Source organism: Dactylosporangium sp. NPDC049742 (genome assembly GCF_040674675.1).
Lineage (GTDB): Bacteria > Actinomycetota > Actinomycetes > Mycobacteriales > Micromonosporaceae > Dactylosporangium > Dactylosporangium maewongense.
Genome location: NZ_JBFANF010000024.1, coordinates 103,271 through 130,073, shown reverse-complemented (window position 1 = coordinate 130,073; position 26,803 = coordinate 103,271). Strand labels below are relative to the sequence as shown.

The window sequence follows — 26,803 nt, the reverse complement described above, 5'->3', positions numbered from 1 at the left end:
CCCGATCCAGGGCAGCAGTCGGGTCCGGGCGAGGGCTTGGGCTTGCTGGCGGGGCGGGGTCAGTGGTGGGTGGTTGTTGTCGGGGTGGGGGTTGAGGCCGGAGGGGGTGGGGGAGCGTCGACGGCGCAGTGCCGCAGTGGCTTCTCCAGTACGGCGGGGGCGGCTGGGGTGGGGCGGGGTGGGTTGCGGATCGTGGTGGCGGCGACGGCGGCGGCGAGGAGGCAGAGGGCGGCGCAGATGAGGACGGCGGTGTGGAAGCCGGCGGAGAGGCGGGGTGGGTCCAGGTAGGCGGTGCCCGTGATGCCGGCGGCGGCGGGGAGGACGGCGACGGCGATCAGGCCGGCGGCGCGCGCGACGTCGTTGTTCACGGCGGAGGCCATGCCGGCGTGGCTGGAGCGGGCGGAGGACAGCGCGGTGGACGTGAGCGGGGCGACGGTGGTGGCGAGGCCCAGGCCGAGGACGACGACGGCGGGCAGGACCGAGGTGACGTACGAGCCGGAAGCGTCGATCCGGGCGAACAGCGCCATGCCGAGGCCGACCACGACGGGGCCGGCGCTCATCTGCAGCCGCGGGCCGATGCGGCTGGCGAGCGCTCCGGAGCGGGCGGACAGCAGCAGCATGATGACGGTGACCGGCAGGAGGGAGACGCCGGCCTGCAGGGCCGTGTAGCCGGCGACCTGCTGGAGCTGGATCGGCAGCAGGAACAGGGCGCCGCCGATGGCGCCGTAGACGACGAACGTGACGACGTTGGTGGCGCTGAACTGCGGGGACGCGAACAGGTCCAGCGGCAGCATCGGGTGGGCGGTGCGGCGCTCCCACCAGACGAACGCGCCGAGCATCAGTCCGCCCCCGACGAGGGCGGTGAGCACGAGAGGGCTGGTCCAGCCGAGGGAGTGGCCCTCGATCAGGCCATAGGTGATGCCGATCAGGCCGAGCGTGACCAGGGTGCCGCCGGGCACGTCGACGCGGCCGGTGGCGGTGGTGTCGCGGGACTCGGGGACGTGGCGCCAGGTGAGCAGGACGACGGCGGCGGCGATCGGGACGTTGATCGCGAAGATGAGCCGCCAGGAGGCGGCGCCGACGAGCCAGCCGCCGAGGAACGGGCCGATCGCGGTGGCGACGCCGCCGAGGCCGGACCAGGCGCCGATGGCGCGGCTGCGGTCCTCGGGGCGGAACGACGCCTGCAGGATGGCGAGGCTGCCGGGGGTGAGCAGGGCCGCGCCGACGCCCTGCAGGGCGCGGGCGGCGATGAGGGTCGGCGCGTCGGGTGCGGCGCCGCACAGGACGGACGCGACGGCGAACCAGACGACGCCGACGAGGAAGATCTTCCGACGCCCGTACCGGTCGCCGAGCGCGCCCGCGATGAGCAGCAGCCCGGCCAGGGCGAGCGTGTAGGAGGTGACGACCCACTGCAACATCTCGAGGTCGGTGTCGAACGAGCGACCGATCGCCGGCAGGGCGATGCCGACGACGGTCGCGTCGATCGCGGCGATGCCGGAGCCGAGGATCGTCGCGGTGAGGACCCAGCGCCCGGACGCGGTGCCATACGACAGCGTTGCCATGCAGAGAACCTAGCCCGAGGGTCCGACAAAACGACGGCACCAAACGACGGCACCAAACGACGGCACCAAACGACGGCACCAAACGACGGCACCAAACGACGGCACCAAACGACGGCACCAAACGACGGCACGAAACTCAGTGGCGGTAGCCGCGCACCTTGACCTTGAAGTTCATCGCCGGCCCAGGCGTCGGTGCGGTCTTCGTCACGAGGGTGTAGCCGGGCGGGTCGAGCGCGAGGTCCAGCCGGTGGAACAGCCGCGCCATCGACAGCGCCATCTGCACGTCGGCGAAGCTCTTGCCGAGACACGTGTGCGGCCCGCGCCCGTACGGCGAGTACGCGCCCGGCCGCAGGTGCTCCGACCGCGGCTTCTCGTACCGCCCGATGTCGAACGTCTCCGGCGAGGGGTAGTACTCCTCCATGAAGTGCGGCACGGTCGTGCCGACGTAGACCATCTCGCCTTCCTTGATGGTGTGCCCCGCGAACTCGAAGTCCCGCGTCGCGGTGCGGTTCAGCGCGACCGCGATCGGATAGAGCCGCATCGTCTCCATCAGCGCGTACCGGATCGACGGGATCTTGCGCAGGTCGTCGTCGGTGATCGGGCCGCCGGCGAACAGCGCGTCGGCCTCGGCCTGCACCCGCTCGAGCACCGACGGGTGCTTGAGGACGGAGTAGATGAAGGCCGCGGTCGTGTTCGCGACCGTGTCCAGCCCGGCGACGTACGGGCCGGTGAGCGCGAGCACGAGGTCGTTGGCCGGCAGGACGCCCTCGCGGTTGAGGTGCACGTCCATGAGGTCCTCGACCAGGTTCCGCTCCTGCGGGGGCTTGCCGCCGGCGGTGGCGCGCAGGCCCGCGACCATCCGGTCGCTGAGCTCGAACACGCGGGCGCGGGCCTTCTTGTACCGGGGGTCGCGCAGCAGGATCTTCGGCCGCTGCTTCGTGACCAGGACGTTGAGCACGTAGAGCGTCATGGTGCGGATGTCCGGCACGTACTCCAGCGGCGCGTTGCCGGTCAGGATCGTGCCGAGCTGGTCGGTCACCATGTACTGCAGCGCGTGCACGACCGGGACGGACGTGCCGGCCTTCCAGTCCCGTGCGAGGACCCGGTCGGTGATCTCGACGAGCTCGTTGCCGCGGCCCTTGATCGCGTCGCGGGAGTAGCCGCGGCGCATGATCTCCCGCAGCTCCTTGTGGCTGTCGCCGTCCTCGCCGAGGATCGTGCGGGTGCCGCCGTACTCGTCGAGGAAGCCCTGCCAGAACTCCTTGGACCGCAAACATTCGCGGCCTTCCTTCGAGCCCATGAAGTCGGCCGCCTCGGCGCCGGCGATGACCGTATAGGACTTGTTGAACACCCTGATCTTGAAGACGGGGCCGTTCTCCCGGTACGCCTGGGCGAAGAACCGCGCGGGGTCCTTCGCCAGCTCCAGCACGTTGCCGACGAGAGGCCGGCCCTTCGCCACCGGGATGGGGCGCGTCGGCGCCGGGGCGGCGTCGGTGACAGTCATGAGCGTCGACCTTCCGTGGTCCGTCGGCACCCGCCGGCGATCAAGGCGGAAATCGAAGCGATGCTATCGAACCGGAGGCGCGAACCGGGTCAGCGACAGCGTGTTGCCGTCGGGATCGGCGAACCAGGCGATCTCGTCGCCGCCCGGGGTCGTCCAGACGCCGTCGCTGTCCTGGCCGAGGCCGTCGTAGCGCAGCGGCGGCACGCCGGCGGCGGCCAGCGCGGCGACGGTGCCACGGAGGTCGGGCACGTCCCAGCCGAGCACGGTGAACGGCTGCGGGCGCAGCGACTCGACCAGCGTGATCCGCAGCATCGTGGTGCCGGCCCGCACCACGCACGCGAACGGGGTCTGCTCCAGCAGCGGCAGCCCGAGGGTGCCGGTGAAGAAGGACCGGGACCGGTCCAGGTCGGTGGAGGGCAGGAAGGCGACGGCGTCCGCGGAACCGAGCATGATGCCATCATGGCGGACATGCTGCTGCGGCGATGGACGGACGGCGACGTCGAGGCGTTCTACGACATCTACTCGCGCTGGGAGGTGATGCGGCACCTGGGCGCGCACCCCCGCAGGGTCGTCGCGGACCGCGACGAGGCGCTCGCCAGGCTGGCCAGACTGCGCGAGCGGGAGGACGGCCCAAGGGGTTTCTGGGCGATCGAGGAGGGTGGTGTACCGGTGGGCACAGTCCTCCTGGTGCCCCTCGCCGACTCCGACGAGGTCGAGGTCGGCTGGCACCTGCACCCGGCGCACCACGGCAAGGGGCTCGCCACCCGCGCCGCCCGCGAGCTGCTGTCCCGCACGAGCGGCCGGGTCCTGGCGCTCACGGACGACGACAACCTCGCGTCGCAGGCGGTCGCGAAGCGGCTCGGCATGACCGACGAGGGGCTGACCGACCGCTGGTTCGGCCTGACCGCCCGTCAGTTCGCCATCATGCTCGGCTGAGGATCATGTGGGTCGCCGCGTCGGAGGCGACCATGCGCGTGCACACGTAGCCGTCGGTGAGGCCGTCGGCGAAGAGCCGCTCGCCCCGCCCGAGCACGATCGGGATGATCGCCACGTGCAGCTGGTCGACCAGGCCGGCGCGCAGGTACTGCTGGACCGTCGAGACGCCGCCGCCGAGCCGCACGTCGAGCCCGCCGGCGGCCTCGGTGGCCCGTTCCAGGGCCGCCTCGATGCCGTCGGTGACGAAGTGGAAGACGGTGCCGCCCTCCATCGTGATGCTGGGCCGGGCGTGGTGGGTCAGGACGAAGACCGGGTGGTGGTAGGGCGGGTCGGCGCCCCACCAGCCGGCCCAGGACTCGCCGGGGGACCAGGGCCCGCGGAGCGGGCCGAACATGTTGCGGCCCATGATGGTCGCGCCGAGGCCGGTCTGGCCGGCGGCGATCATCTCGTCGTCGACGCCCTCGCTGCCGCCGTCGCGGCCGGACATCTGCCGGCCGGTGCGGGTCTCGAAGAGCCAGTCGTGCAGCCGCTCCCCGCCGGTGCCGATCGGGTCCTCGAGCCGCTGGTCCGGCCCTGCGCCGTAACCGTCGACCGAGATGCAGAAGTTGTGCACACGCAGCATGGCGGATCCCCTTCGAAGACGATGTCGTCACCAGGTCGAAACAGGACGACCTGGATCGACATCACCGAGGAAAGCAATGAGAACTAGGTTCCTAGGAAGCCTAGCACCCCGTGACGTGGGCCACGCGGACGAGCCACGCCACGAGCGTCGGGGCATCCATGCGTTTTTGACAATCATTGTCAACTGACGACAGGATGAGATCATGCTGCGTCGCGCCGTCCTCGCCGGTCTCACCGCCGGGTCCCTGTTGCTGAGCACCGCCGGCTGCGGCGGTGAGGAGGCCCCGCAGGGCGGGAGCGACGGCCGGCTGCGGATCGTGGCGGGGTTCTACCCGCTGCAGTACGTGTCGGAGCGCCTCGGCGAGGAGAACGCCAAGGTCACCAACCTCACCCAGGCCGGCGCCGAGCCGCACGACCTGGAGCTCAAGCCGAGCCAGCTGGCGCAGATCACGGACGCGGCCCTGGTGGTGTACCTGTCGGGGTTCCAGCCGTCCGTCGACGAGGCCGTCAAGCTGCAGGCGAAGGACAAGGCGTTCGACGTCGCCCCCGACCACGGCGACGACCCGCACGTCTGGCTCGACCCGGTCCGGTTCGCCGAGATCGCCGGGAAGCTCGCGGATCGGCTCGCCACGCTCGACCCGGCCAACGCCGGCGCGATCCGGGCGCGGGCCGGCCAGCTGCAGGACGAGTTGCACCGCCTCGACGAGGAGTACACCGCCGGGCTGCGGACGTGCGCGCGGCGTGACATCGTGACGAGCCACGCGGCGTTCGGGTATCTTGCGTCCCGGTATCACCTGACGCAGGTGCCGATCTCGGGCCTGGACCCGGAGGGGGAGCCGAGCCCGCAGCGGGTGTCGGAGGTCGCGGCCCTGGCGAAGGGGAAGGGCGTGACGACGATCTTCTTCGAGGCGCTGGTCAGCCCCAAGCTGTCGGAGACGGTGGCGAAGGAGATCGGCGCGAAGGCGGCGGTGCTCGACCCGATCGAGGGCGTCGAGGAGGGCAGCGACTACGTGTCGGTCATGGTGCGCAACCTCGCAGCCCTGCGCGAGGCGCTCGGGTGCACCTGAGCCATATCCTTGGCCGGGTGCGTCGACCCCCAGTGCGCGTCCTGAGCCTTCTGACCACCGTCGTCCTGCTCGCGGGTTGCACGTCGACCGGCGCCGTCGACCTGGACCGGCCGCCGCAGCCGCTGGCGCAGGGCAACGTCGACGGCACGTCCACCCCGGTCGCCGATCCGGTCTATCCGGCGTACGGCAACCCGTCGGTCGACGTGCTGCACTACGGGCTGGCGCTGGCGTGGGCGCCGCAGACGAAGACGCTCACCGGGAAGGCGACGGTGAAGCTGCGGGTGCTGCGCGCCGAGCCGGCTCTGAAGCTCGACCTGAGCAGCCCGTACACGCTGAGCTCCACCAGCGTCGACGGGGTCGCGGCGCAGGGCCGGGTCGCGGGCGGGAAGCTGACCGTGGACCGGGCGCTGACCGCGGGCACCACGGTGACGCTGGTGGTGGAGTACCAGGGGACGCCGGCGCCGGTGCCGATGCCGTCGCACCGCGGTGACGCCGAGCCGCTGGGGCTGACCGTGACCGACGCGGGTGAGCTGTGGACGATGCAGGAGCCGTTCGGCGCGTCGACCTGGTACCCGTCGAACGACCAGCCGTCGGACAAGGCGCTGTACGACATCTCGATCACGGTGCCGGAGGGCTGGGAGGCGGTCGCGAGCGGCACGCCGGGGCCGGTGACGGGCAGCACGTACACGTACAAGGCGACGCAGCCGGTGGCGACCTACCTGACGACTCTGGCGGTCGGGCAGGACTACCAGGTGGCGAGGCTGGCCGGCCCGCGTGACCTGCCGATCTCGCTGTGGACGCGGCCGGGGAAGGACGACCGGTTCCTGCCGGTGCTGCGCAAGGCGCCGCAGCAGCTGCAGTGGCTGGAGGCGCGGTTCGGGCAGTACCCGTTCCCGAGCGCGGGTGCGGTGATCGTGCCGTCGCGGTCGGCGATGGAGACGCAGCAGATGGTGACGATCGGCGGTGACGTGCTGTCGGAGGGCACGAACGTGTCGGCGCTGGACGGGATCATGCTGCACGAGTACGCGCACCAGTGGTTCGGTGACGCGGTCGGCCCGGCGGCGTGGAAGGACGTGTGGCTCAACGAGGGTTGGGCGACGTACGCGGAGGCGCTGTACACGGCGGAGCGCGACGGCTACGACATCGAGGACTGGGCGCGGCGGGCGCGCAAGAGCGACGCGGACGCGCGGCAGCGGCTGGGGCCGCCCGGCAACCCGCGGGCGGACAGTTTCGCGGAGAGCAACGTGTACGTGTGCCCGGCGCTGATGCTGCACGAGCTGCACCGGGCGTTGGGTGACTCGGCGTTCTTCGCCCTGGCCCGGGCGTGGGTGTCGCAGCACGCGGGGACGGCGCAGGACCGGGCGGCGTTCACCAGCTTCGTGAACAAGCAGACGGGCCGCGACTTCACGAAGCTGATCGACGCCTGGCTGGACTCCCCGACGACCCCCGCGTAGCCGCTATTCGTGCAGGCCGCCGGCGACGACGTGGATGAACGCGGCCTGCACGTCGTCGGAGTTGAGGGCGTTGTCGACGTACGCGTCGATGGGTTTGAGGGCGGTCTTGAGCCGGTCCGCGGAGTCCTTCTTGCCGAGCACGACGATGCTGACGGTGACGGGCTTGTTCGGGTCCTGCAGGTCGGTGAGCTTCTGCACGAGGGCGTCGAGGGCGGCGGTGTTGGCGCTGTCCTTGTTCTGGTCGTCGGTGAAGACGAGGACCTGGTTGAACATGTCGTCGTGGTAGTCGTCGCGGACCGACTGGTAGGCGGCGGCGATCGTGTCGAAGAGCCCGGGTCCGGTGCGGTGGGCGGCGAGCTTGCCGACCTGCTTCTCGAAGGAGGCGCGGGTGGCGTCGTCGAGGCGGTCGGTCGGCATGAGCTTGCGGTAGCCGGGGTTGCCGGGGTTGATCTCCCAGAGGCCGAGGCGGGACCCGACGGGCATGAGGCCGGACAGGACGAGGCAGCCGTTGCGGAGGACCTCGATCGGCTGGGTGACCTGTTTGCCGGGTGGCGGTGAGGTGGGTGCGCCGCTGCTGGTGCCGTTGCTGGCGAGGTCGACGACGATGAGCAGGTTGCTGCGCCGGTCCTCGGGGTCCCAGGTGGCGAAGATGTGCTGCACGTGGTGCGGCTGGAGGACCTCGAACGGTTTGGCGGTCGGTTCGGGCAGGACGTTGGCGCCGTCGAAGATGGGCCGGAGGTTGTCGGGGCCGCGCAGGCCGGCCTCGGCGATGGCGCGGCTGCCTTCGGGGCTGGTGAACGCGGCGTAGAGGCGGCGCAGCGCGGCGGCCTTCTTCGGGTTGGCGGCGGCGGTCGCGGCCGGCAGCCACGTGTAGCGCAGCAGCGCCGTGTGGTCGGTGCCGACGATGTACCGGCGGTCGGTCTTCGCCAGCCGGAGCGTGGCCAGCAGCGCGTACTCGGGGATGAGCCCGACCTCGCCGGGAGCCTCGGGGATGGCGGCGAGGTCGTGGTTGACGGTGCGGGTGACGTTGAGGACGTTGGTGAGCACGAGCGAGGACGCGTCCATGCCCTTCTCCAGCCAGACGGCCTCGCCGACGGCGCCGGCGGCGACCATGCCGTCGCCGGACATGGCGGGGTTGCGCACGACCAGCTTGACGCCGGAGTTCTTGGTGTTGAGCAGGCCGGACAGGGCGAGCCAGCCGCCGCCGCCGGCGTTGATGCGGTCGCCGGTGGCGGGGTCGGTGACCATGTAGATGGGGCTGGACGCGAGGGTCGCGTAGGCGTTGAGGGTGTCCTTCTTCGCCACGAACTGCGGTGGGGCGATCACGTCCCAGGCGGCGTCGTCGGGGATCCACAGGTCGGCGCGGCTCTGGGTGAGCTGCCCGGCGGCGGGGCGGCCGTCGGTGCTGGTGGTGTCGACGAGGACGCAGTCGTCGCCGCCGCGCAGGGTGCGGCTGGCGGCGGAGACCACGGTCGCGAAGGACGACGCGGTCACGACGTGCAGGGTGGTGGGGCAGCTACCTTCGGCGCCGTTGGCGCTGTTGTTGCGCAGCACGTACCAGCCGGCGCCGGCGACGAGCCCGACGGCGAGGAGCAGCACGAGCCCGCGCAGCAGTGTGCCGACAAGGCGGGTGCCGGCTATGTGCTTGCCCATCGTGGCAACCATCCGCGAGGTCAGTGGGGGTGGAAACGCGGAAAGTATGCCATTGAGCAAGGATGATTCCGGTCCCGGTCGACCGTCCGGCCGTGACCCTGAGCCGTTCAGCCAGGGTGTCCGTCCGGACGGTCGATCACGTGGCCGTCCGCCACCTGGAGGTGAGCAGCGGTCAGCCGCGCGGGACGACGGTGCCGAGGACGCCGGTGCTCGGGGCCCAGTCGGCGGAGACGATGGTGGCGCCGCGGCCGGCGAGGAGGTTGATCCTGGCGAGGGCCTGGGCGTTGGTGGGCGCGGTCGGGTCGATCGGCGGCGGGACCGCGGATGCGTCGGTCATGACGAGCAGGTAGTGGTTGGTGTTGTACCAGGTGGTGTCGATGGACCCGTTGAGGTAGGTGCTGGCGCTGCCGTCGAAGATCACGAACCAGGGCCGGATGTTGGTCTCGCTGTAGCGGGTGCGCGGGTCGCCGGCGGCGGCGTCGAGGACGGACGGGAAGGACTGGGCCCGGGCGAGGTTCCCGGCGGCGGCGAGGTCGCGCAGGTGGCGGCCGTATTCGACGTCGGTGTCGAGGTTGTCGAACGGGTTGCCGCGTTCGAACGTGCCGGGGATGATCTCGAGCATGACCTTGCCGGCGAGGGCGGCGCGGGTCGGCCAGTTGTCGGCCTTCGCGGCGGCGTCGAGGGTGGCGTAGGAGCCCTTCAGGTCGGCGGGCTTGAACACCTTGGTGCCGAGCTTGCTCGCGACGAGGGTGTCGAAGTCGGCGGGGCCCAGGCCGTACCGGCTGTCGAACCCGGCCTTGAGCTCGATCTTGAGGTGCAGGGGCTGGTGGCCGGGGTGGGCGTCGCTCCAGATGCGGATGTCGTCGAGGCAGACGCCGAACTGCTGGTCGCGGGCGCCGGTGCGCAGCTGGGCGGCGGTGGTCGCGGCGGTGCAGTTGTTGCTGGTGCCGAAGAGCTCGTGGTTGACGCGCCAGCGGCGGCTCGCGGTGTCGACCCAGATGTCGAACTCGAGCAGGGACACGCCGGTGTCGAGGGCGTCGGCGAGGTAGGCGTACTTCGCCTTGTCGTAGGTGTTGTGGACGCCGACGGCGGTGGTGTGGGAGAGCTTGAGGGCGTCGGTCGGGCCGGCGGCGTGGGCCGTGGACGGGCTGACGAGGGCGGCGGCGACGACCGTGAGTGTGACAGCGGTCAATGACTTCCAGCGCATGCGGAGCACGATAGTCATCGATGGAGTCCGGGCGGAACCGGCGATGTGAACAGCTGCCGAACGATCATCCACTGTGGACTAAGTGAACACGGTCTGAACAGCAGATATACGGCAAGAGCCTTGCGGCGGCGGGGCACAATCACGGGCGTGAGACGGACCGGATGGCTCATCGTCCTCGTGGTGCTGCTCGTCGTCGCCGGCGCCTCGATCGGCCACCTCCTCGGCCGCGACGCCGACCCCCGCGAGCTCACCGGGGTGATCGGCTCGGAGAAGGCCGGCTTCTTCGCCGACCCCGAGGTCAAGGCCGCCCTCGCCGAGCACGGCGTCCGGCTGCGGCTCGACCCGGCCGGCTCCCGCCGGATGGCCGAGATGCCGCTGGACGGCTACGACTTCGCGTTCCCCGGCAGCGCCCCGGCGGCCGTGGAGATCGCCCGGCACCGTCAGCCCGCCGGCCCCGCCGTCACGGTGTTCAGCTCACCCCTCGCGGTCGCCAGCACCAGCCCGATCGTCGACCTGCTGCAGAGCGCCGGCCTCGCCCGCCGCGCCGCCGCCGGCGGGCACTGGACCCTGGACGTGAAGGCGCTCGTCGAGGCGAACCAGCGGCAGCTGCGCTGGGACCAGATCCCCGGCAACGCCACGTTCCAGGTCAAGCAGGCCGTCCTCGTCGCCACCACCCGGCCCGCCGACTCGAACTCCGCCGCGCTCTACGCCGCGATCCTCAACCACGTCACCGGCGGGAACCTCGACGCGGTCACGAAGCTCTTCGCCGACCAGGGCGCGGTCGACACCACCACCGAGGAGCCCTTCGAGAGCTGGCTGAGCCGCACCACCAACTTCGCGCCGCTGGTGCTCGTCTACGAGGCCCAGTTCCTGGACCGCGGCAAGGGCGGCAACCACGTCCTGCTCTACCCGCAGCCGACGATCGTCAGCGAGCACACGGTGGTGCCGTTCACCGCCGCCGGCGCCGAGCTGGCGAAGCTGCTGCAGACGGATCCGCAGCTGCAGCGCCTCGCCGCCGCGCACGGGTTCCGCACCGCCGGCGCGCCCGGCGCGGTCGCCCTCGGCGGCCCCGACGTCATCCCGTCCCCGGACGAAACCACATTGCACGCGCTGCTCGACGCGCTGGAAGAGAGACTGGCATGAGGAAGCTCCTGGTGGCCTCCGTGGCCCTGGTCGTCGTTGGTTCCCTGGCCGCCTGCACGGACCCGCCGCAGGCCGCGAAGGGGGAGCAGCCGTTCGTCAAGGGTGACGGCGTGCTGCGGGTCCTGGCCGGCAGCGAGCTCGCCGACCTGCAGCCGATCCTCGACGAGGCGGCCGCGGCGACCGGTGTCACCGTCAAGCTGACCCCCACCGGCACCCTCGACGGCGTCGAGTCGGTGGTGCAGGGCGGGGCGGCGAAGCAGTACGACGCCACCTGGTTCGCCAGCAACCGGTACCTGCAGCTGCACCCGGACGCCGCATCCCGCACCGGCACCGCCACGAAGATCGCGACCTCGCCGGTCGTGCTCGGCCTGCGCCGCTCCGTCGCGCAGAAGCTGGGCTGGTCGGTGCAGGACGGCGGCACCCGCCCCACCTGGAGCGAGATCGCGGTCGCCGCCGGCGAGCGGAAGTTCAGCTACGGCATGACGAACCCGGCCGCGTCCAACTCCGGGTTCGCGGCGCTGGTCGGGGTCGCCGCCGCGATCGCCGGGACCGGCGCCGCCCTCACCGCCGACCAGATCGGGCCGATCACGCCGCGGCTGCGGGCGTTCTTCGCCGGGCAGAGCCTCACCGCCGGCTCGTCCGGCTGGCTCATGGACGCCTACCTGCGCGCCGGCGCCGAGGGCCGGCCCGTCGACGGTCTCGTCAACTACGAGTCGGTGATCCTGTCGCTCAACGCGTCCGGGAAGCTCACCGAACCGCTCACCGTCGTCTACCCGGCCGACGGGGTCGTCACCGCCGACTACCCGCTGACGCTGCTGTCCGGGGCGTCGGAGCAGGCCCGCACCAACTACGCGGCGGTGACGGACTACCTGCGCCGGCCGTCGGTCCAGCGGCAGATCATGCAGCGGACGTGGCGCCGCCCGGCCGTGCCCGACCCGTCGCTCACCCTGGACGCCGCGTTCGGGCCGAAGAGCGGCAACCTGCCGGAGCTGCCGTTCCCCGGCAAGCTCGACGCCGCCGACGCGCTCATCGGCGCGTTCGGCGACTCGCTGCGCCGCCCCGCCCGCACCATCTACGTGCTGGACCTGTCCGGGTCGATGAAGGGCGAGCGGCTGGCCGGGCTCAAGACCGCGCTGACCGGGCTGACCGGCGCCGACACGAGCCTGTCCGGGCAGTTCAGCCGGTTCAACGGCCGCGAACAGGTGATCCTGCTGCCGTTCAGCACCCGCCCCGGCGCCCCGACGACGTTCGAGCTGCCGGAGGCCGGGTTCGAGCCGACCCTCGCGCAGATCCGCACCCACGTGCAGCAGCTCAAGGCCGACGGCGACACCGCCATCTACGACGCGCTGCTCGCCGCGTACGGCATGGTCGGCGCGGGCGGCGACGACCGGGTCACGTCGATCGTGCTGCTCACCGACGGTGCCCGCACCGCCGGCGCCGACCTCGCCGCGTTCCGGGCGAAGGTGCCGCAGCTGCCGCGGGTGCCGGTGTTCACCGTCCTGTTCGGCGAGAGCAACACCGGCGAGATGACCGAGGTCAGCAACCTCACCGGCGGCCGCACCTTCGACGCCCGGGCGACCGGCGCCCTCGCCGGCGCGTTCAAGGAGATCCGCGGATACCAGTAACGTGCTGTTCAAACTGCCGCAGTGGTGAAACGGCGGGGGAGAGGGTACATCCATGGGATGGCTGACCTCTCTCTCGACGACTACCTGGTCGAGGACGACGACGATGACGACCCGGTGCTGCTGCGCAAGGACGGGCAGCCGGTCGACACCTGGCGGGAGGACTACCCGTACGACGAGCGGATGACCCGCGACGAGTACGACCGCACCAAACGCCTCCTGCAGATCGAGCTGCTGAAGCTGCAGTACACGCTGAAGGCCCGCGGCGACCGGCTCGTCATCCTGTTCGAGGGGCGCGACGCCGCCGGCAAGGGCGGCACCATCAAACGGTTCATGGAGCACCTCAACCCGCGCGGCGCCCGGGTCGTCGCCCTGGAGAAGCCCAGCGAGCGCGAGTCGACGCAGTGGTACTTCCAGCGGTACGTGCACCACCTGCCGGCCGCCGGCGAGTTCGTGCTGTTCGACCGGTCCTGGTACAACCGGGCCGGCGTCGAGCGGGTGATGGGCTTCTGCACCCGCGCCGAGTACCTGGAGTTCATGCGGGAGGCGCCGGAGCTGGAGCGGATGCTCGTGCGGTCCGGGATCAACCTCGTCAAGTTCTGGTTCTCCGTGTCGCGCAACGAGCAGAAGACCCGGTTCCTGATCCGGCAGGTCGACCCGGTCCGGCAGTGGAAGCTGTCGCCGATGGACCTCGCGTCCCTCGACAAGTGGGACGACTACACGGACGCGAAGGAGGCGATGTTCTTCTACACCGACACCGCCGACGCCCCCTGGACCGTGGTCAAGTCCAACGACAAGAAACGCGCCCGCATCGAGGCGATGCGGCACGTGCTGAGCCGCTTCGACTACGACGGCAAGGACGCCGACCTGGTCCGCAACCCCGACCCGCTGATCATCGGCCCGGCCGCGCTGGCCGACGAGTCGACCGGTGACGCACCTCGGCTGTAGCGCTCTAGCCTGGGCGGTGGATTGTCCATAGGCTTGTGCGGTGTCGGAGGGGCGGACGGTGCCGTCGTGGCGGCTGGGTGAGCACGTCAGCGCCACCTACGCCGCCGCCGACGAGTGCCGCGACCTGCTCACCGGGTTCGTGCGGACCGGGGTCCGCCCAGGCCGGCGGGTGGTCGTGTTCCTCGACGCGGACGACACCGACCTGGCGCGGCAGCTCGTCGCGGCCGCGCCCGACGCGGCCGCCGGGCAGCTGCTCGTCCTGCTGTACGGCAGCGGCTTCACCGCGTCCGGCGACGGCCGGGTCCAGCAGATGCTCGACGGGCTCACCACCGTCCGCGACGAGGCGTTCGCCGACGGGTTCCAGACGGTGTTCGTCGCCGGGAAGATGACGTGGACGCTGCGGGCCGGGTTCGCCGCCGCCGACCTCGTCGCCTACGAGTCGGCGGTCAACGCGTTCTTCGGCGACGGCCGGATCGGCGGGCTCTGCCTGTACGACCGCCGCAGCTTCGACAAGGAGACCATCGGCGCGGTCGCGGCCGCGCACGCCGGGCCGCTGCTGCGGTTCACCGTCGGCGGCTGGGGTGCGCACCTGCGGCTGTCGGGTGAGCTCGACGCCTCCAACACCGGCGCGCTGCCGTCGATCCTCGGCATGGTCGGCGAGGCCGACAGCACCGTGCTGCTCGACGCCAGCGACCTGCACTTCCTCGACGCCGCGGGGGCCCGCGCGATCGTCGGGTTCGCCGCGTCCCGGCCCAACCGGCACACCGTCGTGCGCTGCCCCCGCGGCGTCCGGCAGGCACTCGACCTCGTCGGCGCCGACGAGGTGCCGAGCCTCGTGCTCCGCGACCGGGTCGGCGGCGCCTGACGGGTCGGGTGCTTCGCCGCCGGGCCGGCGGGGTATGACTGTGCGCGTGCCTGCCTTTCCCCGCGGTGTAGCGACCTACTACGAGACCTCCGGCCACGAGCGCGTCGACATCGCGCCCGAGGTCGTGCAGACGGTGCTGGCGCTGCTCGGGCCGCCCGCCGCGGTGCCGGGCCCGGCGGCGGGCGGGGCGCCGGTGGTGCCGTCCGCGCCGCTGCCGGCGGTGCCGCGCACCTGGGGGTGGATGCTGCAGCTGTACGGGGTGCGTTCGGCCGGCTCGTGGGGCGTCGGCGACTTCGCCGACCTCGCCACCTTCACCCGCTGGGCCGCGTCGACGGGCGCCGGGGCGATCCTCGTCAACCCGCTGCACGCCGTCGCGCCCGTCGATCCGCTGCCGTCCTCGCCGTACTCGCCGTCGTCGCGCCGGTTCGTGAACCCGCTGTACCTGCGGATCACCGACCTGCCCGAGTACCGCTCCGCCGCGCCGGACGTCCGCGCCGCCGTCGACGCGCTGCGCCCCGCCGGACCGGCCGACGGGCTGATCGACTACGACGGCGTGTGGCGGGCGAAACGCGCGGCGCTGGCCCTGCTGTGCCCGGCGCCCGGGGGTGCCGCCCCCGAGCCTCCCGAGCGCCCGGAGCGTTCCGAGCTGGCGGACTTCGCCGTGTACTGCGCGCTCGTCGCCGACCACGGCCCCGACTGGCGGACCTGGCCCGCCGAGCTGCGGCAGCCGGGACCGGCCGCGTACGCGGTCGCCGACCCCGCGGCGGTCGCGTTCCACATCTGGTTGCAGCGGCGCTGCGCCGAGCAGCTGGCGGCCGCGAACGCCGCCGCCGCCGGGATGACCGTCGGGATCATCCACGACCTCGCCGTCGGCATCGACCCCGGCGGCGCCGACGCGTGGACGATGCAGGACGTCGTCGCCGCCGGGGCGAAGATCGGCGCGCCGCCGGACGCGTTCAACCAGCAGGGCCAGGACTGGGGGCTCGCCACGTGGAGCCCGGACCGGCTCGCCGACACCGGCTACGCCGCCTGGCGGACCCTGCTGCGCGACATCTTCCGGCACGCCGGCGGGCTGCGCGTCGACCACGTCGCCGGCCTGTGGCGGCTGTGGTGGGTGCCGCCGGGCCAGACCCCGGCGCAGGGCACGTACGTGTACTACGACGACGAGGCGATGCTCGGCATCCTCGTCGAGGAGGCGAAGCTGGCCGGCGCGGTCGTCGTCGGCGAGGACCTCGGCACCGTCGAGGAGGTCGTCACCACCACCCTGCAGGACCGCAACGTCCTCGGCTCGGCCGTGCTGTGGTTCACCCGCGACGACGACGGCCGGTTCCTGCCGCCCGGCGACTGGCCCGAGAACGCGCTCGCCAGCATCTCCACCCACGACCTGCCGACCGCCGCCGGGTTCCTGTCCGGCGAGCACGTCCTGTCCCGCGCCGAGGCCGGCGTCCTCACCCGCGACGTGAAACTCGAGTGGGCCGCCGCCACCGCCGACCGCACGGCGCTGCTGGACCTGCTGGACGCCGAGGGGCTCACCGGCCCCGACAGCACCGACGAGGAGATCGTCCTCGCCATGCACCAGCTGCTGCTGCGCACCCCGTGCCGGATCGTGCTCGCCTCCCCGTACGACGTCCTCGGCGAGGTCCGCCAGCCGAACCTGCCGGGGACCACCACGCAGTACCCGAACTGGCGGATCCCGCTGCCGCTGCCGCTGGAGGAGCTGACCACCGACGCGCGGATGAAGCAGATCGCGGACCTGTACTCCGCCGACATATCGGTGGCGCGCCCTTGACGGGGTCGCCCAAGATGGGTGCCCGGAATCCCACGATCAGGGAGCGGGCGGATGTCGAGCGGGAACAGCTACCTTCAGCAGGTCGTCGCGCAGCAGGAGCGCCTCGAGAGTGACCTGCGGTCCAAGCGCAGCGTCGCGGCACCGGCCGCCGCCGCGCCGGGCGGCCCGACCCGCGGCGGCGGCCGGCAGCAGGTGAGCCAGCCGGCGCCGAACGCCGTCGAGGTCCGCGTCACCGGGTTCGGCCGGTGGAAGACCGTCATCGTCCCGCCGAACGCGTTCGTCGTGCACACCCGCCGCGGCCGCAGCGAACCCCTGCACGTCGGGCTCGGCGTGTCGTTCCGGTACAACCCGGCGACCGACTCCTACCTCGTCGTGCCCGGCGCCATGCAGACGATCCTGATCAACGCCTTCTGCATCTGCCGGGAGCTGCAGGGCGTCCTCGTCCAGGCGTACGTGCAGTGGATCATCGAGGACTTCTCCACCGCGTACCGCAAGCTCGACTTCGGCGACGCCGAGGACCCGATGCGCCTCGTCAACCTGCAGCTCAAGGAGCAGGCCGAGGCCGCGATCAAGGACAAGGTCGCCACCCTCGGCGTCAGCGACGTCCTCAGCGACAAGCAGCCCATCATCGAGGAGCTCACCGCCCGGCTGCGGGCCGTCGCCGAAGGCACCTCCGGCAACTCCGCCGCCGACCCCTCCGCCGGTCTCGGCCTGCGGATCGTCACCGTGCAGATCAAGGAGGCCGTGGTCAGCTCGTCGCGGCTGTGGGAGAACCTGCAGAAGCCGTACCGCTCCGAGCAGGGCCGCATCGCCCGGCTCGCCGAGCTCGCCGCCGACGAGGCGATCGGCGCCCGCGAGCTCGCCGCGTCCCGGCTGCGGCAGACCCAGCAGATCGAGAGCGACCGGGAGCTGGCCGAGCTGCGCGCCCGCAACGCCGCCGTGCAGTTCGACCAGGAGGCGCAGGAGCAGCTGCGCCGCTCGCAACGGCAGGAGGAGGACAGCCGCGCCCTCGCCGACCTGCAGGACGCCACCGCCCGGCACGCCATGGCCCTGGAGCGGTCCCGGGCCGCGGAGGAGGCGGAGATCGGCCGGCTGCGGATCGAACGCGACACCGAGCTGCGCCGCCTCACCGTCAACGGCGAGCTGGCCGTCGAGGCGATCCGCGCCCAGGCCGTCCACGAGCAGGGGCTGCTCGAGCTCGACCGGGCCCGGCTGCGCGGCGAGATCGACAACTCGCAGTCCGCGGAGGCGATCCAGGCGAAGCTCGTCGGCTCCCTGCCCGAGATCGTCGCGAAGCTGCCGAAGCCCGCCGAGCTGCGCACCGTCACCATCGGCGGCAACGACACGTCCACCGTCGGCGGTCTCCTCGCGGAGCTGGCCGGCGTCGTTGGCGCGCTCCAGGCGACCCTGAAGAAGCCGTGACGGCTACTCGACGGGCATGAACGGGCGCCTGCACCGGCGGCGGGCCGTCGGGTCGAGGTGCCGCCACCGGATCGTCGCCATGCTCCGCCCGTCCGGCAGCGTGTGCATGAACACCCCTTCAACCGGCAGGAACCCGGCCGAGGCGAGCCAGCGGCGGCTCGCCTCGTTGTCGGTCTCGCACCTGGCCCGCAGCTCCGTGACGCCGAAGTGCCGGTGGGCGAAGGCGCACACGACCTGCAGGGCCTCCCGGCCGAAGCCGAACCGGCGGAACGCCGGGTGGACGAGGCCGCTGACCTCCATGTAGCCGTCGTCGGCGCGGCCGAACCCCGCGCTGACGACGGCGACACCCGTCTGCGGGTCCCGGCCGACGAACTCGGCGCCCTCGTCGGCGATGACCATCGGATCCGTGTCGTCCTGGTCGACCCACGGGCCGTCGGCGCCCCAGCCGAGCCGGAACCTCGCCTCGGCGTCGGCCAGCTCGGCCCACACGTCGATCAGCTCCTGCCGGCGCGGCACCGACACCTCCAGCCGTGCCGTCGTCGCGCTGTGCGCCCCGCCGAACCCGCACCGCAGTACCGGCGCCGCCGTGTCGACCATGGTTGTCGACGGTACCCGACGGCGCCGGCAGCTTGAGTTGAGCCGGAACTGCTGTCCGGCTCTAGCTCAGGCGGAACTGCTGGGCGGCTGAGCCGTTGCAGTCCCAGATGCGCAGGGCGGTGCCGTTGGCGGTGGCGCCGTTGGGGGAGTCGAGGCAGCGGCCGGACTGCGGGTTGCGCAGCGAGCCGTCCGCCTGCTGGGTCCACTGCTGGCCGCCGACGCCGTTGCAGTCCCACAGCTGGACCGCGGCGCCGTTGGTGGTCACGTTGCCGGCGACGTCCAGGCAGCGGCCCAGGGTGCGCAGAGTGCCGCCGGACGGGGTCCAGTGCTGGTCGGCGGCGGACGCCAGACAGTCCCACAGCTGGACGCGGGCGCCGTTGACGCCGATGTCGTCGCCGTTGACGTCGACGCACTTGCCGCCCGGCCCGGCGATCGTGCCCGTCGCCAGGCGGAACACCTGCGCGGCGGAGCCGTTGCAGTCCCAGATCCGCAGGCGGGTGCCGTTGGCGGTGGCGCCGTTGGGGGAGTCCAGGCAGCGGCCCGACGCCGGGTTGCGCAGCGAGCCGTTGGCCTGCGGCACCCACTGCTGCGCGCCGCCGCCGTTGCAGTCCCACAACTGGACGAGGGCGCCGTTGGCGGTCGAGCCGCCCGTGACGTCGAGGCAGCGGCCCAGGGTGCGCAGGGTGCCGCCGGACGCCGTCCAGTGCTGGTCGCCGGCCGACGCCAGGCAGTCCCACAGCTGGACCGCGGCGCCGTTGCCGCCGGAGTCGTCGCCGGACACGTCGACGCACTTGCCGCCCGGGCCGGTGAGGAACCCGCCGGCGGCCGGGGCGGGCCGGGCCTCGACACCCGTCGCGGTCATCGTGACCCGCGCGATCGTGCCGTCACCGTTGAAGTACATGCGGTCCAGCGCCGCGTACCGCTTGCTGTAGTCGCCGTTCTGGTAGCGGTGGTAAACCATGTACCAGTCGTCGGTGCCCGGGTACTGCAGCATGCCGTTGTGGCCGGGACCGTTGTAGGCGCCGGCCGCGGACAGGATCTGCCCGCCGTAGGTCCACGGGCCGAGCGGGCCCGGGCCGGTGGAGTACTGCACGTTGTAGCTGTTGTCGGCGTACGAGCCGTTGGAGTACTGCAGGTAGTAGCGGCCGGCCCGCTTGAACACGAACGGCGCCTCGGTGAAGTTCTGCGGCCGCTGGACGGTGACCGCGCCGCTGACCGAGGTCATGTCGGCGTTGAGCCGGAAGACGCCCATGTTGCCGCCGCCGGCGGAGCCGCCGAAGTACAGGTACGCCTGGCCGTCGTCGTCGACGAACACCATCGGGTCGATCGCCTCGATGCCGTTGAAGATCTTCCCCTGGAGGAGGGGCGAGCCCTTGTCGCGGCACGGGCCGACGGGGGAGTCGCAGACGGCGACGGCGACGGACGTGGCGATCGCCGTGTAGAAGTAGTACTTCCCGTTGCGGTACACCATGTCCGGCGCCCACGTGCGGGTGTCGGTGGAGGCCCAGCTGACCGTGGCGCGGTCCAGCACGACGCCGGCGTCGACCCAGTTGGTGAGGTCTGTGGAGCGCCACGCGTGGAAGTACCGGCCGGGCGCGTCGGTCGTGCCGCCGCTCGCGGTCGTGTACACGTAGTAAGCGCCGTTGAACAACTCGATCGATGGGTCCGGGTGGTCCCCGGGGAGGATCGGGTTCCCCGAGGTGGCGGCGACGGCGGGCGGCACGGGGGCCACGAGCAGCCCCACGAGCAGCGCCGCCAGGGCGAGGACACGTTTCATCGCAAACTCCTGACCTGACACATGGCGGTGTGTCGATGCCCGATTATGCGCATCTGCGACGCCTTGTGAAAGATCGTGTTGGAAATTGTTCGGCTTGACTTCGGTACACCGGCGGCATTAAATAACCGAGAGGTTAGATAACCAACTGGTGAGGTAACCCATGGTCACCGATCAGCTCAGCCTGACCTTCGCGGCGCTCGCCGACCCGACCCGGCGGGCGATCCTGGCCCGGCTGACCCGCGGCGAGGCGACCGTGAAGGAGTTGTCCGCGCCGTTCGCCATGAGCGGCCCGGCGATCTCCAAGCACCTGCGGGTGCTGGAGCACGCCGGCCTGATCAGCCGCGGCCGCGAGGCGCAGTGGCGCCCCTGCCGGCTGGAGGCGGCCCCCATGCGCGAGGTGACGGAGTTCGCCGAGGAATACCGGCGGTTCTGGGACGAGAGCTACGCCCGACTCGACAGCTACCTGCAGACCCTGCAGCAGAAGGACGGCACCGATGATTGACGCCAACGCCACCGCGTTCGACCTGCCCAGCGACGTGGAGATCCAGATCCGGCGGACCCTCGCGGCGCCGCGGGCCCTGGTCTTCGACTGCTACACCAACCCCGAGCACCTGCCCAACTGGATGACCGGCCCGCCCGGGTGGACCATGCCGGTCTGCGAGATCGACCTGCGCCCCGGCGGCACCTTCCGGTACGTGCTGCGCGGCGAGGGCGCCGCCGAGATGACGCTCACCGGCACGTTCACCGAGGTGCGGCGCCCGCTGCGGCTCGTGGCGACCGAGACGTGGGGCCCCGGGTTCCCCGAGACGCTCAACACCGTGACGTTCGAGGCCGCCGGCAGCCACACCACCGTCACGACCCTCGTGCGCTACCCGTCGCAGTCGGCGCGCGACGCCGCCCTGCAGTCCGGGATGAAGGAAGGCCTCGAGGCCGGCTTCACCAGCCTGGAGTCCTACGCGCAGGGCGTCACCCTCCCGCCGGTGCCCGACATGCGCCTCGAACTGGTGCCGGTGCCCGTCGCCGACGTCGACCGCGCCATCGGGTTCTACGCCGACCTGCTGGGCTTCCACCTCGACCACGACATCAAGCCCAACGACGACGTCCGCGTCACGCAGCTCACCCCACCCGGCTCGGCGTGCTCGATCGTGCTGTACAAGAACCTGCCGGGCCTCGACCTGCCCGCAGGCACGCTGCGCGGCCTGCACCTCGTCGTCGCCGACATCCACAAGTCCCGGGAGCTGCTGCTCGCCCGCGGCGTCGAGGTCGCCGCCGTCGACGACATGGGCGGCATCCTGTACGCCGCCCTCACCGACCCCGACGGCAACACCTGGCTGCTGCAGGAGATCCCGCCGCGGTCCTGACGCTTCGTTCTTCGTTTTGGTCGGCTTCGTTGTGGTCGGCTTCGTTTTGGTCGGCTTCTCTATGGTCGGCTTCTCGTTGGTCGGCGGTGCACCTGCTGCTCGCCGCCGACCCCGCCCACAGCTGCGCCGTGATCCTCGCCCACACCGGCGACGAGGTGACGCGGCTGTGGGCGGGCGCCCGGGGGATCCAGGCTTCTCCGGGTGCCGATGACGTTCCCGTCCCACGCGGCGGCCGTCATCGTCGGCTGGACTTGAGGTCGGCTGCTTGGCCCTCCTCGCCGCCGCAGCCGTCGCCCACCTCAAGCCCAGCCGCCCGCCACACCCAGGCGCCGCCGGTTGACCGATCCACCGGCAGGGTTTTTGTCGTACCCCTGTGATGGAGTGTCGGTACCGCCAGCTGCAGCGACGTTTTCGGGGAGACGACCAGAAAGGGGGGTGGCGGATTCGAGAGGACCAGTCGCGATCGCCAGACGTGCGACGCGTGCCGCTGATCTGGACCCGACGGGTGGAGCTGATCAGCACTCGCAGTTCAACGTCGCGCTGCTCGCCAGACCGCTGCGGCGGCCAGAGCGGTTCGGACAGCCAGAGCGGCCTGTCGTTCGGCGCCTGTACGCGCGTGCAAACGTCACCGCGGACGGCCACGCCGGTTGGACAGCCACGACCGTCGAGTCTGACGCTGCGTCGCCGGCCCGCCCGGTGCCGCGTCGTTGGCGACGGAAATGGCAGGTCGGCGTCGGTCGGTCGCCAAGTGGACCCATGCAGGTGTCGCTGCACTCGGCCAGGGCGGGCCGGGAGGTCCGGGTGGCCGAACCTGCGGCGGCGGGCCACCCCCGGGTGCGTCGCGTGGGTGTCGCTGCGGGCGGTCAGGGCGGGTCGGGAGGTCCGGGTGGCCGAGCCTGCGGCGGCGGGCCACCCCCGGGTGCGTCGCGTGGGTGTCGCTGCGGGCGGTCAGGGCGGGTTGGGAGGTCCGGGTGGCCGAGCCTGCGGCGGCGGGCCACCCCCGGGTGCGACACGTAGGTGACGCCGCCGGCGGTCAGGGCGGACGGTGGCCCTGAGGTGCGGTGGCCCTGAGGTGCGGTGGCCACAGACTGCGGTGGCCACAGACTGCGGTGGCCACAGACTGCGGTGGCCACAGACTGCGGTGGCCACAGACTGCGGTGGCCACAGACTGCGGTGGCCACGGGATGCGGCGCGCACGCGCAATCCCAGCCACGCGCGCAGGCGCGGGCTGTGCGCCGCGGAGCGGCGCATTGGGGCTGCGGGTGAGAATCCCCGCCGGGCCCCGCCGCGGCAGCGGTGGGGGGAATTACAGAATGGCGGCGGATTCTGGGGGGAGGGTGAGGGAGTCGGACTGGAGGATGGTCGATTCGTCGGTGGTGAAGAGGAGGCAGGGTGCGGAGAGGGGGACGGTGCGGGGGGTTGAGGTCAGGTTTGCCGCGACGGTGTGGGGGCCGCGGCGGATCAGCAGGACGCCGTCGTCGTGGGTGACCTCGACCAGAGGGAGGCGCGGGTCGGACAGGGCGGGGTGGTGTTTGCGGAGGGCGATCAGCGACCGGTACACCGCCAGCATCGACGGGTCCTGGGCGGACCAGTCCAGGTGGGAGTGGTCGAAGGTGGCCGGGTCCTGAGGGTCGGGGACGTCGCCGGGTGGCCAGCCGTGGGCGGCGAACTCCTCGCGGCGGCCCTCGCGGACGGCCGTGGCCAGTGAGGGCTCGGGGTGGCTGGTGAAGAACTGCCACGGGGTGCGGGCGGCGAACTCCTCGCCCATGAAGAGCATCGGGGTGAAGGGGGACGTGAGCAGCAGCGTCGCGCCCACCTTGAGCAGGCCGTCGGAGAGGTTCGCGGTCAGGCGGTCGCCGGTGGCGCGGTTGCCGATCTGGTCGTGGTTCTGCAGGCAGACCACGAAGCGGTGGCCGGGAATCCGGAGCGTGTCGACGGGGCGGCCGTGCACCCTGCCCCGGAAGGAGGACCAGGTGCCGGCGTGGAAGAAGGCCGACGTCCAGACGGTGGCGAAGCAGGCGGGGGAGCCGAAGTCGCCGTAGTAGCCCTGCCGTTCGCCGGTGAGCAGGGCGTGCAGGGCGTGGTGCACGTCGTCGTCCCACTGGGCGTGCAGGCCGTAGCCGCCGGCCTCGCGGGCCGTCACGAGCTTGGCGTCGTTGAGGTCGGACTCGGCGATGAGCGACAGGGGGCGGCCGACGGCGGTGGACAGCGCGTCCACGGCGACGGCGAGCTCCTCCAGCAGGTGGGTGGCGCCGCGGTCGACGAGGGCGTGGACGGCGTCGAGGCGCAGGCCGTCGGCGTGGTAGTCGCGCAGCCACTGCAGGGCGCTGTCGATGATGAAGCGGCGGACCTCGCCGGAGTGGGCCTCGTCGAGGTTCAGCGAGCGGCCCCACGTGTTCGCGCCCGCGGACAGGTAGGGGCCGAAGGCCGGCGTGTACGCGCCGGACGGGCCGAAATGGTTGTAGACCGCGTCGATGATCACGCCCAGGCCGTGGGTGTGCGCGGCGTCGATGAAGCGCTTGAGGCCATCGGGGCCGCCGTAGGACTCCTGGACGGCGTGCCAGCCGACGCCGTCGTAGCCCCAGTTCCAGGTGCCGTTGAACGTGTTGACGGGCAGCAGCTCGATCATGTCGATGCCGAGGTCCCGCAGGTAGGGGAGCTTCTCGATCGCGGTGTCGAACGTGCCGCCGGGGGTGAACGTGCCGACGTGCAGTTCGTAGATCACGCTGCCGGGTAGCTGGCGGCCCGTCCATTCGCGGTCGTTCCAGGTGTACGAGGCATGGTCGTACACCTGACTCAGGCCGTGCACGCCTGACGGCTGCCGCCTGGAGCGGGGGTCGGGCAGGACCTCGCCGCCGTCGAGGACGAATCCGTAGTCGGTGCCGTGGCCGGCGTCCGGCACGGTCAGCGTCCACCAGCCGTCATGGGCAGCGGCCATCGGCAAGGAAGGCAAGGAGGCCGAGGAAGCCGAGGACGAGTCGCCGACGGACAGCGAGACGGTGGAAGCGGACGGGGCCCAGACGCGGAACTCGTGCACGGGCTACTCCCTCACCAAGAGCGCGACGGGGTACGTCGAGAGGATGTCGCCGACCCGCGTGGAGGCGATCGCGCGGCCGGTCAGGACGTCGGTCCAGGCGCCGCCGGGCAGCACCAGGGTTTCGCTGTCCCAGCCGCCGGCGGCGGCGAGGCGCAGCGGCAGCCGCGTGGCGACGGTCAGGGCGCCGCCCCGGTCGAAGGCGATCGTGTGGCCGGCACTGTCACCGGTGGTGGGCACCGGCTGGTAGCCGCGGAACAGCTCCGGCCGGTCCCGGCGCAGCCGCAGCGCCCGGCTGACGACGAGGAGCTTCGCCACACCCGAGGAGTCCACGGGCGGCTGTACAGCGGCGGCATCCAGCGCGGCGAGGAGGTCGCGCCGCTCGGCGAAGTCGACGGGGCGGCGGTTGTCGGGGTCGACGAGCGAGTCCTCCCACAGCTCCGTGCCCTGGTAGACGTCGGGGACGCCGGGCATGGTCAGCTGCACCAGCTTCTGCCCGAGGGCGTTGGACCAGCCGAAGGGGCGGATCCCCGCCACGATCGTGTCGACCTCGGCGCGCAGGGCGGCGTCCTCGGACAGCAGCCGCACGGCGGCGGCGAACGTCGCCTCGAAGGCCGGGTCGGGGTTGCCCCACGAGGTCGAGCGGTTCGCCTCCCGGGCCGCCTTCGTCAGGTACGCCTGCAGCCGCTCGGCGGTCAGCGGCCACGCGCCGACCACGGTCTGCCAGAACAGCGCCTCGAACGACGGGTCCGGGATGCCGGCCCGGCCGAGCAGCGGCGCGAGCAGGTCCGGCGCCTCGGACAGGACCGCGAGGCGGGCCCGGACGTCCTCGCCGCGCTTCGTGTCGTGGGTCGACAGGGTCGTCATCCCGGCCGGCCACTCCTCGAGGCGGCGGACCGCGGCGGCGTGGAACTCCAGCGGCGGCACGCCGAAGCGGGACGGGTCGCCGCCGACCTCGTTGAGGGCGACGAACCGGTTCCACCGGTACATGGCGGTGTCCTCGACGCCCTTGGCCATGACGGCGCCGGTGAGCTGCTGGAAGCGGGCGCACAGCTCGTCGGCGGGGTCGGTGAGGCGGGGGACGAGGCCGTCCAGCGCCTCGGCGAGGTCGGGCCGGCGGCGCTTCGTCTCCGCGACGGCGGCGTCGAAGTCGTCCCGGCCGTACGGCAGGTACGTGCGGTACACGTGGAAGTTCGAGGCGAGCTCCGCCAGGACGTCGACCGTCAGGGGGCCGGGCGCGAGGGCGGCGAGGCGGCGCAGCTCCGCCGGGAACAGCCGCCGGGTCGCGTCCAGCTTCTGCCCGTGCGCCTCCTCGGGCCAGTCCTCGCCGTCGACCGGCGGGGCGCCGGCCGGGTCGATGAACAGGCCGCACACGTCGCCGAGGGCGTCGTAGCCGGTGGTGCCGTCGACGGGCCAGTGCGGCGGGAGCGGCTCGCCGCGCTCCAGGATCTTCTCCACGAGCAGCCACGTGTCCGGGGCCCGTTCGCGCAGCGTGGCGAGGTACCCGCCGGGGTCGCGCAGCCCGTCGGGGTGGTCGACCCGGATGCCGTCGACGTCGCCGTCGGCCACCCAGGACAGCACCTCCCGGTGGGTGGCGTCGAACACGGCCGGGTCCTCCACCCGTACACCCGCCAACTCCGTCACGGCGAAGAACCGGCGGTAGTTGAGCAGCTCGTTGCCGCGCCGCCAGTCGACGAGCCGGTAGTGCTGCCGGTCGTGCACCTCCTGCGGGGTGCCGTCACCGGTGCCCGGGGCGATCGGGAAGCGGTGCTCGTAGTAGCGCAGCTCGGCTCCGGAGACCGACAGTTCAGCGATGTCCGAGGCGGCGCCCAGCACCGGCACCACGATGGGGCCCGCGGACCAGTCGATGTCGAACCACGACGCGTAGCGGGAGGCCGGGCCGTGCGTCAGGACGTCCCACCAGGCCGGGTTCGCGGCCGGCTGGAACAGGCCCATGTGGTTGGGCACGATGTCGACGACCAGGCCCAGCCCTTGCTGCCGCAGCGCCTCGACCAGCCGCCGCAGCGCCTCCCGGCCGCCCAGCTCCGGGTTGACCCGGGTCGGGTCGACCACGTCGTAGCCGTGCGGGGAGCCGGGTGTCGCGGCGAGCAGCGGCGCCGAGTACAGGTGGCTCACGCCGAGGTCGTGCAGGTAGCCGGCGAGCCCGGCGGCCGCGTCGAGGTCGAAGTCGGGGCGCACCTGGACGCGGTACGTCCCGGACGGGATGTTCGCCGCCACGCC

21 protein-coding genes are annotated in these 26,803 nt (G+C 72.2%); 11 read left to right on the top strand and 10 right to left on the bottom strand.

The window, feature by feature from the left end; all coding sequences use genetic code 11:
• Positions 1–59: 59 nt before the first annotated feature.
• From AB0J72_RS27780 to AB0J72_RS27770, 3 genes are all read right to left on the bottom strand, one after another.
• Positions 60–1,562 (bottom strand): DHA2 family efflux MFS transporter permease subunit, encoded by a 1,503-nt coding sequence (locus AB0J72_RS27780; protein WP_363403537.1) that lies wholly within the window; start codon positions 1,560–1,562, stop codon positions 60–62.
• Positions 1,563–1,698: 136 nt separating this feature from the next.
• Positions 1,699–3,066, bottom strand: coding sequence for a cytochrome P450 (locus AB0J72_RS27775; RefSeq protein ID WP_363403535.1), 1,368 nt, complete (start codon positions 3,064–3,066; stop codon positions 1,699–1,701).
• 63 nt (positions 3,067–3,129) lie between these two features.
• On the bottom strand, positions 3,130–3,516 hold the full coding sequence (locus AB0J72_RS27770; protein ID WP_363403533.1) for a VOC family protein: 387 nt from the start codon (positions 3,514–3,516) through the stop codon (positions 3,130–3,132).
• A 9-nt stretch (positions 3,517–3,525) separates the two neighbouring features.
• Between AB0J72_RS27770 and AB0J72_RS27765 the strand changes: the two genes are divergently transcribed.
• Entirely contained in the window at positions 3,526–4,002 is a 477-nt protein-coding gene (locus tag AB0J72_RS27765; RefSeq protein WP_363403531.1) for a GNAT family N-acetyltransferase, read from the top strand.
• Here the strand turns inward: AB0J72_RS27765 and AB0J72_RS27760 are convergent.
• Entirely contained in the window at positions 3,989–4,624 is a 636-nt protein-coding gene (locus tag AB0J72_RS27760) for a dihydrofolate reductase family protein (protein WP_363403529.1), read from the bottom strand. The two genes, AB0J72_RS27765 and AB0J72_RS27760, sit on opposite strands and share 14 nt — an antisense overlap.
• Before the next feature lie 202 nt (positions 4,625–4,826).
• Here AB0J72_RS27760 and AB0J72_RS27755 point away from each other — a divergent pair, with 202 nt between their 5' ends.
• Together AB0J72_RS27755 and AB0J72_RS27750 are read left to right on the top strand one after the other, a co-directional pair.
• The gene (locus AB0J72_RS27755; RefSeq protein WP_363403527.1) at positions 4,827–5,690 is read left to right on the top strand and encodes a metal ABC transporter substrate-binding protein; all 864 of its coding nucleotides are present in this window, start codon (positions 4,827–4,829) and stop codon (positions 5,688–5,690) included.
• Positions 5,691–5,707: 17 nt separating this feature from the next.
• Positions 5,708–7,144 carry a M1 family metallopeptidase gene (locus AB0J72_RS27750; RefSeq protein ID WP_363403525.1) on the top strand — a complete coding sequence of 479 codons (1,437 nt, stop codon included), beginning with the start codon at positions 5,708–5,710 and terminating at the stop codon, positions 7,142–7,144.
• Between the two features lie 3 nt (positions 7,145–7,147).
• Here AB0J72_RS27750 and AB0J72_RS27745 read toward each other — a convergent pair whose 3' ends face one another.
• The gene (locus tag AB0J72_RS27745) at positions 7,148–8,797 is read right to left on the bottom strand and encodes a substrate-binding domain-containing protein (RefSeq protein ID WP_363403523.1); all 1,650 of its coding nucleotides are present in this window, start codon (positions 8,795–8,797) and stop codon (positions 7,148–7,150) included.
• A 172-nt stretch (positions 8,798–8,969) separates the two neighbouring features.
• Positions 8,970–10,004: a phosphatidylinositol-specific phospholipase C domain-containing protein gene (locus AB0J72_RS27740; protein ID WP_363403521.1), complete on the bottom strand. Its 1,035-nt coding sequence runs from the start codon at positions 10,002–10,004 to the stop codon at positions 8,970–8,972.
• Positions 10,005–10,151: 147 nt separating this feature from the next.
• On the opposite strand from AB0J72_RS27740, the gene AB0J72_RS27735 reads away from it, so the two are divergent.
• From AB0J72_RS27735 to AB0J72_RS27710, 6 genes are read left to right on the top strand one after another with little or no spacing between them, the layout of a single operon-like run.
• The gene (locus tag AB0J72_RS27735; protein ID WP_363403519.1) at positions 10,152–11,147 is read left to right on the top strand and encodes a hypothetical protein; all 996 of its coding nucleotides are present in this window, start codon (positions 10,152–10,154) and stop codon (positions 11,145–11,147) included.
• Complete coding sequence (locus tag AB0J72_RS27730; protein ID WP_363403517.1) at positions 11,144–12,772, top strand: VWA domain-containing protein; 1,629 nt, start codon at positions 11,144–11,146, stop codon at positions 12,770–12,772. The genes AB0J72_RS27735 and AB0J72_RS27730 overlap by 4 nt, the downstream gene beginning before the upstream one ends.
• 57 nt (positions 12,773–12,829) lie before the next feature.
• Positions 12,830–13,717 (top strand): polyphosphate kinase 2, encoded by an 888-nt coding sequence (gene ppk2, locus AB0J72_RS27725; RefSeq protein ID WP_363403515.1) that lies wholly within the window; start codon positions 12,830–12,832, stop codon positions 13,715–13,717.
• A gap of 40 nt (positions 13,718–13,757) precedes the next feature.
• Positions 13,758–14,582, top strand: a complete 825-nt coding sequence (locus tag AB0J72_RS27720) for an MEDS domain-containing protein (RefSeq protein ID WP_363403513.1) — start codon at positions 13,758–13,760, stop codon at positions 14,580–14,582.
• Between the two features lie 46 nt (positions 14,583–14,628).
• Complete coding sequence (locus AB0J72_RS27715; RefSeq protein ID WP_363403511.1) at positions 14,629–16,371, top strand: 4-alpha-glucanotransferase; 1,743 nt, start codon at positions 14,629–14,631, stop codon at positions 16,369–16,371.
• 51 nt (positions 16,372–16,422) lie between these two features.
• Positions 16,423–17,793 carry an SPFH domain-containing protein gene (locus tag AB0J72_RS27710; protein WP_363403509.1) on the top strand — a complete coding sequence of 457 codons (1,371 nt, stop codon included), beginning with the start codon at positions 16,423–16,425 and terminating at the stop codon, positions 17,791–17,793.
• A 3-nt stretch (positions 17,794–17,796) separates the two neighbouring features.
• Here AB0J72_RS27710 and AB0J72_RS27705 read toward each other — a convergent pair whose 3' ends face one another.
• On the bottom strand, positions 17,797–18,390 hold the full coding sequence (locus tag AB0J72_RS27705) for a GNAT family N-acetyltransferase (protein WP_363403507.1): 594 nt from the start codon (positions 18,388–18,390) through the stop codon (positions 17,797–17,799).
• 61 nt (positions 18,391–18,451) lie between these two features.
• The gene (locus AB0J72_RS27700; RefSeq protein ID WP_363403504.1) at positions 18,452–20,167 is read right to left on the bottom strand and encodes a family 43 glycosylhydrolase; all 1,716 of its coding nucleotides are present in this window, start codon (positions 20,165–20,167) and stop codon (positions 18,452–18,454) included.
• A 160-nt stretch (positions 20,168–20,327) separates the two neighbouring features.
• On the opposite strand from AB0J72_RS27700, the gene AB0J72_RS27695 reads away from it, so the two are divergent.
• Positions 20,328–20,669: a metalloregulator ArsR/SmtB family transcription factor gene (locus AB0J72_RS27695; RefSeq protein ID WP_363403502.1), complete on the top strand. Its 342-nt coding sequence runs from the start codon at positions 20,328–20,330 to the stop codon at positions 20,667–20,669.
• A complete protein-coding gene (locus AB0J72_RS27690) occupies positions 20,662–21,528 on the top strand; it encodes an SRPBCC domain-containing protein (RefSeq protein WP_363403500.1) in 867 nt (288 codons plus the stop codon). The genes AB0J72_RS27695 and AB0J72_RS27690 overlap by 8 nt, the downstream gene beginning before the upstream one ends.
• Before the next feature lie 1,306 nt (positions 21,529–22,834).
• Here the strand turns inward: AB0J72_RS27690 and treZ are convergent.
• Together treZ and treY are read right to left on the bottom strand one after the other, a co-directional pair.
• Positions 22,835–24,565 (bottom strand): malto-oligosyltrehalose trehalohydrolase, encoded by a 1,731-nt coding sequence (gene treZ / locus AB0J72_RS27685; protein ID WP_363403498.1) that lies wholly within the window; start codon positions 24,563–24,565, stop codon positions 22,835–22,837.
• Positions 24,566–24,568: 3 nt separating this feature from the next.
• Positions 24,569–26,800 carry a malto-oligosyltrehalose synthase gene (gene treY / locus AB0J72_RS27680; protein ID WP_363403496.1) on the bottom strand — a complete coding sequence of 744 codons (2,232 nt, stop codon included), beginning with the start codon at positions 26,798–26,800 and terminating at the stop codon, positions 24,569–24,571.
• Positions 26,801–26,803 lie beyond the last annotated feature (3 nt).

What these genes read in the sequence shown, in the direction of transcription:
- AB0J72_RS27710 (WP_363403509.1), top strand. Translation starts at nt 16,423, where the DNA reads ATGTCGAGCGGGAACAGCTACCTTCAGCAGGTCGTCGCGCAGCAGGAG.
- AB0J72_RS27770 (WP_363403533.1), bottom strand. Translation starts at nt 3,516, where the DNA reads ATGCTCGGTTCCGCGGACGCCGTCGCCTTCCTGCCCTCCACCGACCTG.
- AB0J72_RS27690 (WP_363403500.1), top strand. Translation starts at nt 20,662, where the DNA reads ATGATTGACGCCAACGCCACCGCGTTCGACCTGCCCAGCGACGTGGAG.
- AB0J72_RS27700 (WP_363403504.1), bottom strand. Translation starts at nt 20,167, where the DNA reads ATGAAACGTGTCCTCGCCCTGGCGGCGCTGCTCGTGGGGCTGCTCGTG.
- AB0J72_RS27780 (WP_363403537.1), bottom strand. Translation starts at nt 1,562, where the DNA reads ATGGCAACGCTGTCGTATGGCACCGCGTCCGGGCGCTGGGTCCTCACC.
- AB0J72_RS27705 (WP_363403507.1), bottom strand. Translation starts at nt 18,390, where the DNA reads ATGGTCGACACGGCGGCGCCGGTACTGCGGTGCGGGTTCGGCGGGGCG.
- ppk2 (WP_363403515.1), top strand. Translation starts at nt 12,830, where the DNA reads ATGGCTGACCTCTCTCTCGACGACTACCTGGTCGAGGACGACGACGAT.
- AB0J72_RS27765 (WP_363403531.1), top strand. Translation starts at nt 3,526, where the DNA reads ATGGCGGACATGCTGCTGCGGCGATGGACGGACGGCGACGTCGAGGCG.
- AB0J72_RS27695 (WP_363403502.1), top strand. Translation starts at nt 20,328, where the DNA reads ATGGTCACCGATCAGCTCAGCCTGACCTTCGCGGCGCTCGCCGACCCG.
- AB0J72_RS27740 (WP_363403521.1), bottom strand. Translation starts at nt 10,004, where the DNA reads ATGCGCTGGAAGTCATTGACCGCTGTCACACTCACGGTCGTCGCCGCC.
- AB0J72_RS27745 (WP_363403523.1), bottom strand. Translation starts at nt 8,797, where the DNA reads ATGGGCAAGCACATAGCCGGCACCCGCCTTGTCGGCACACTGCTGCGC.
- AB0J72_RS27775 (WP_363403535.1), bottom strand. Translation starts at nt 3,066, where the DNA reads ATGACTGTCACCGACGCCGCCCCGGCGCCGACGCGCCCCATCCCGGTG.
- AB0J72_RS27730 (WP_363403517.1), top strand. Translation starts at nt 11,144, where the DNA reads ATGAGGAAGCTCCTGGTGGCCTCCGTGGCCCTGGTCGTCGTTGGTTCC.
- AB0J72_RS27760 (WP_363403529.1), bottom strand. Translation starts at nt 4,624, where the DNA reads ATGCTGCGTGTGCACAACTTCTGCATCTCGGTCGACGGTTACGGCGCA.
- AB0J72_RS27755 (WP_363403527.1), top strand. Translation starts at nt 4,827, where the DNA reads ATGCTGCGTCGCGCCGTCCTCGCCGGTCTCACCGCCGGGTCCCTGTTG.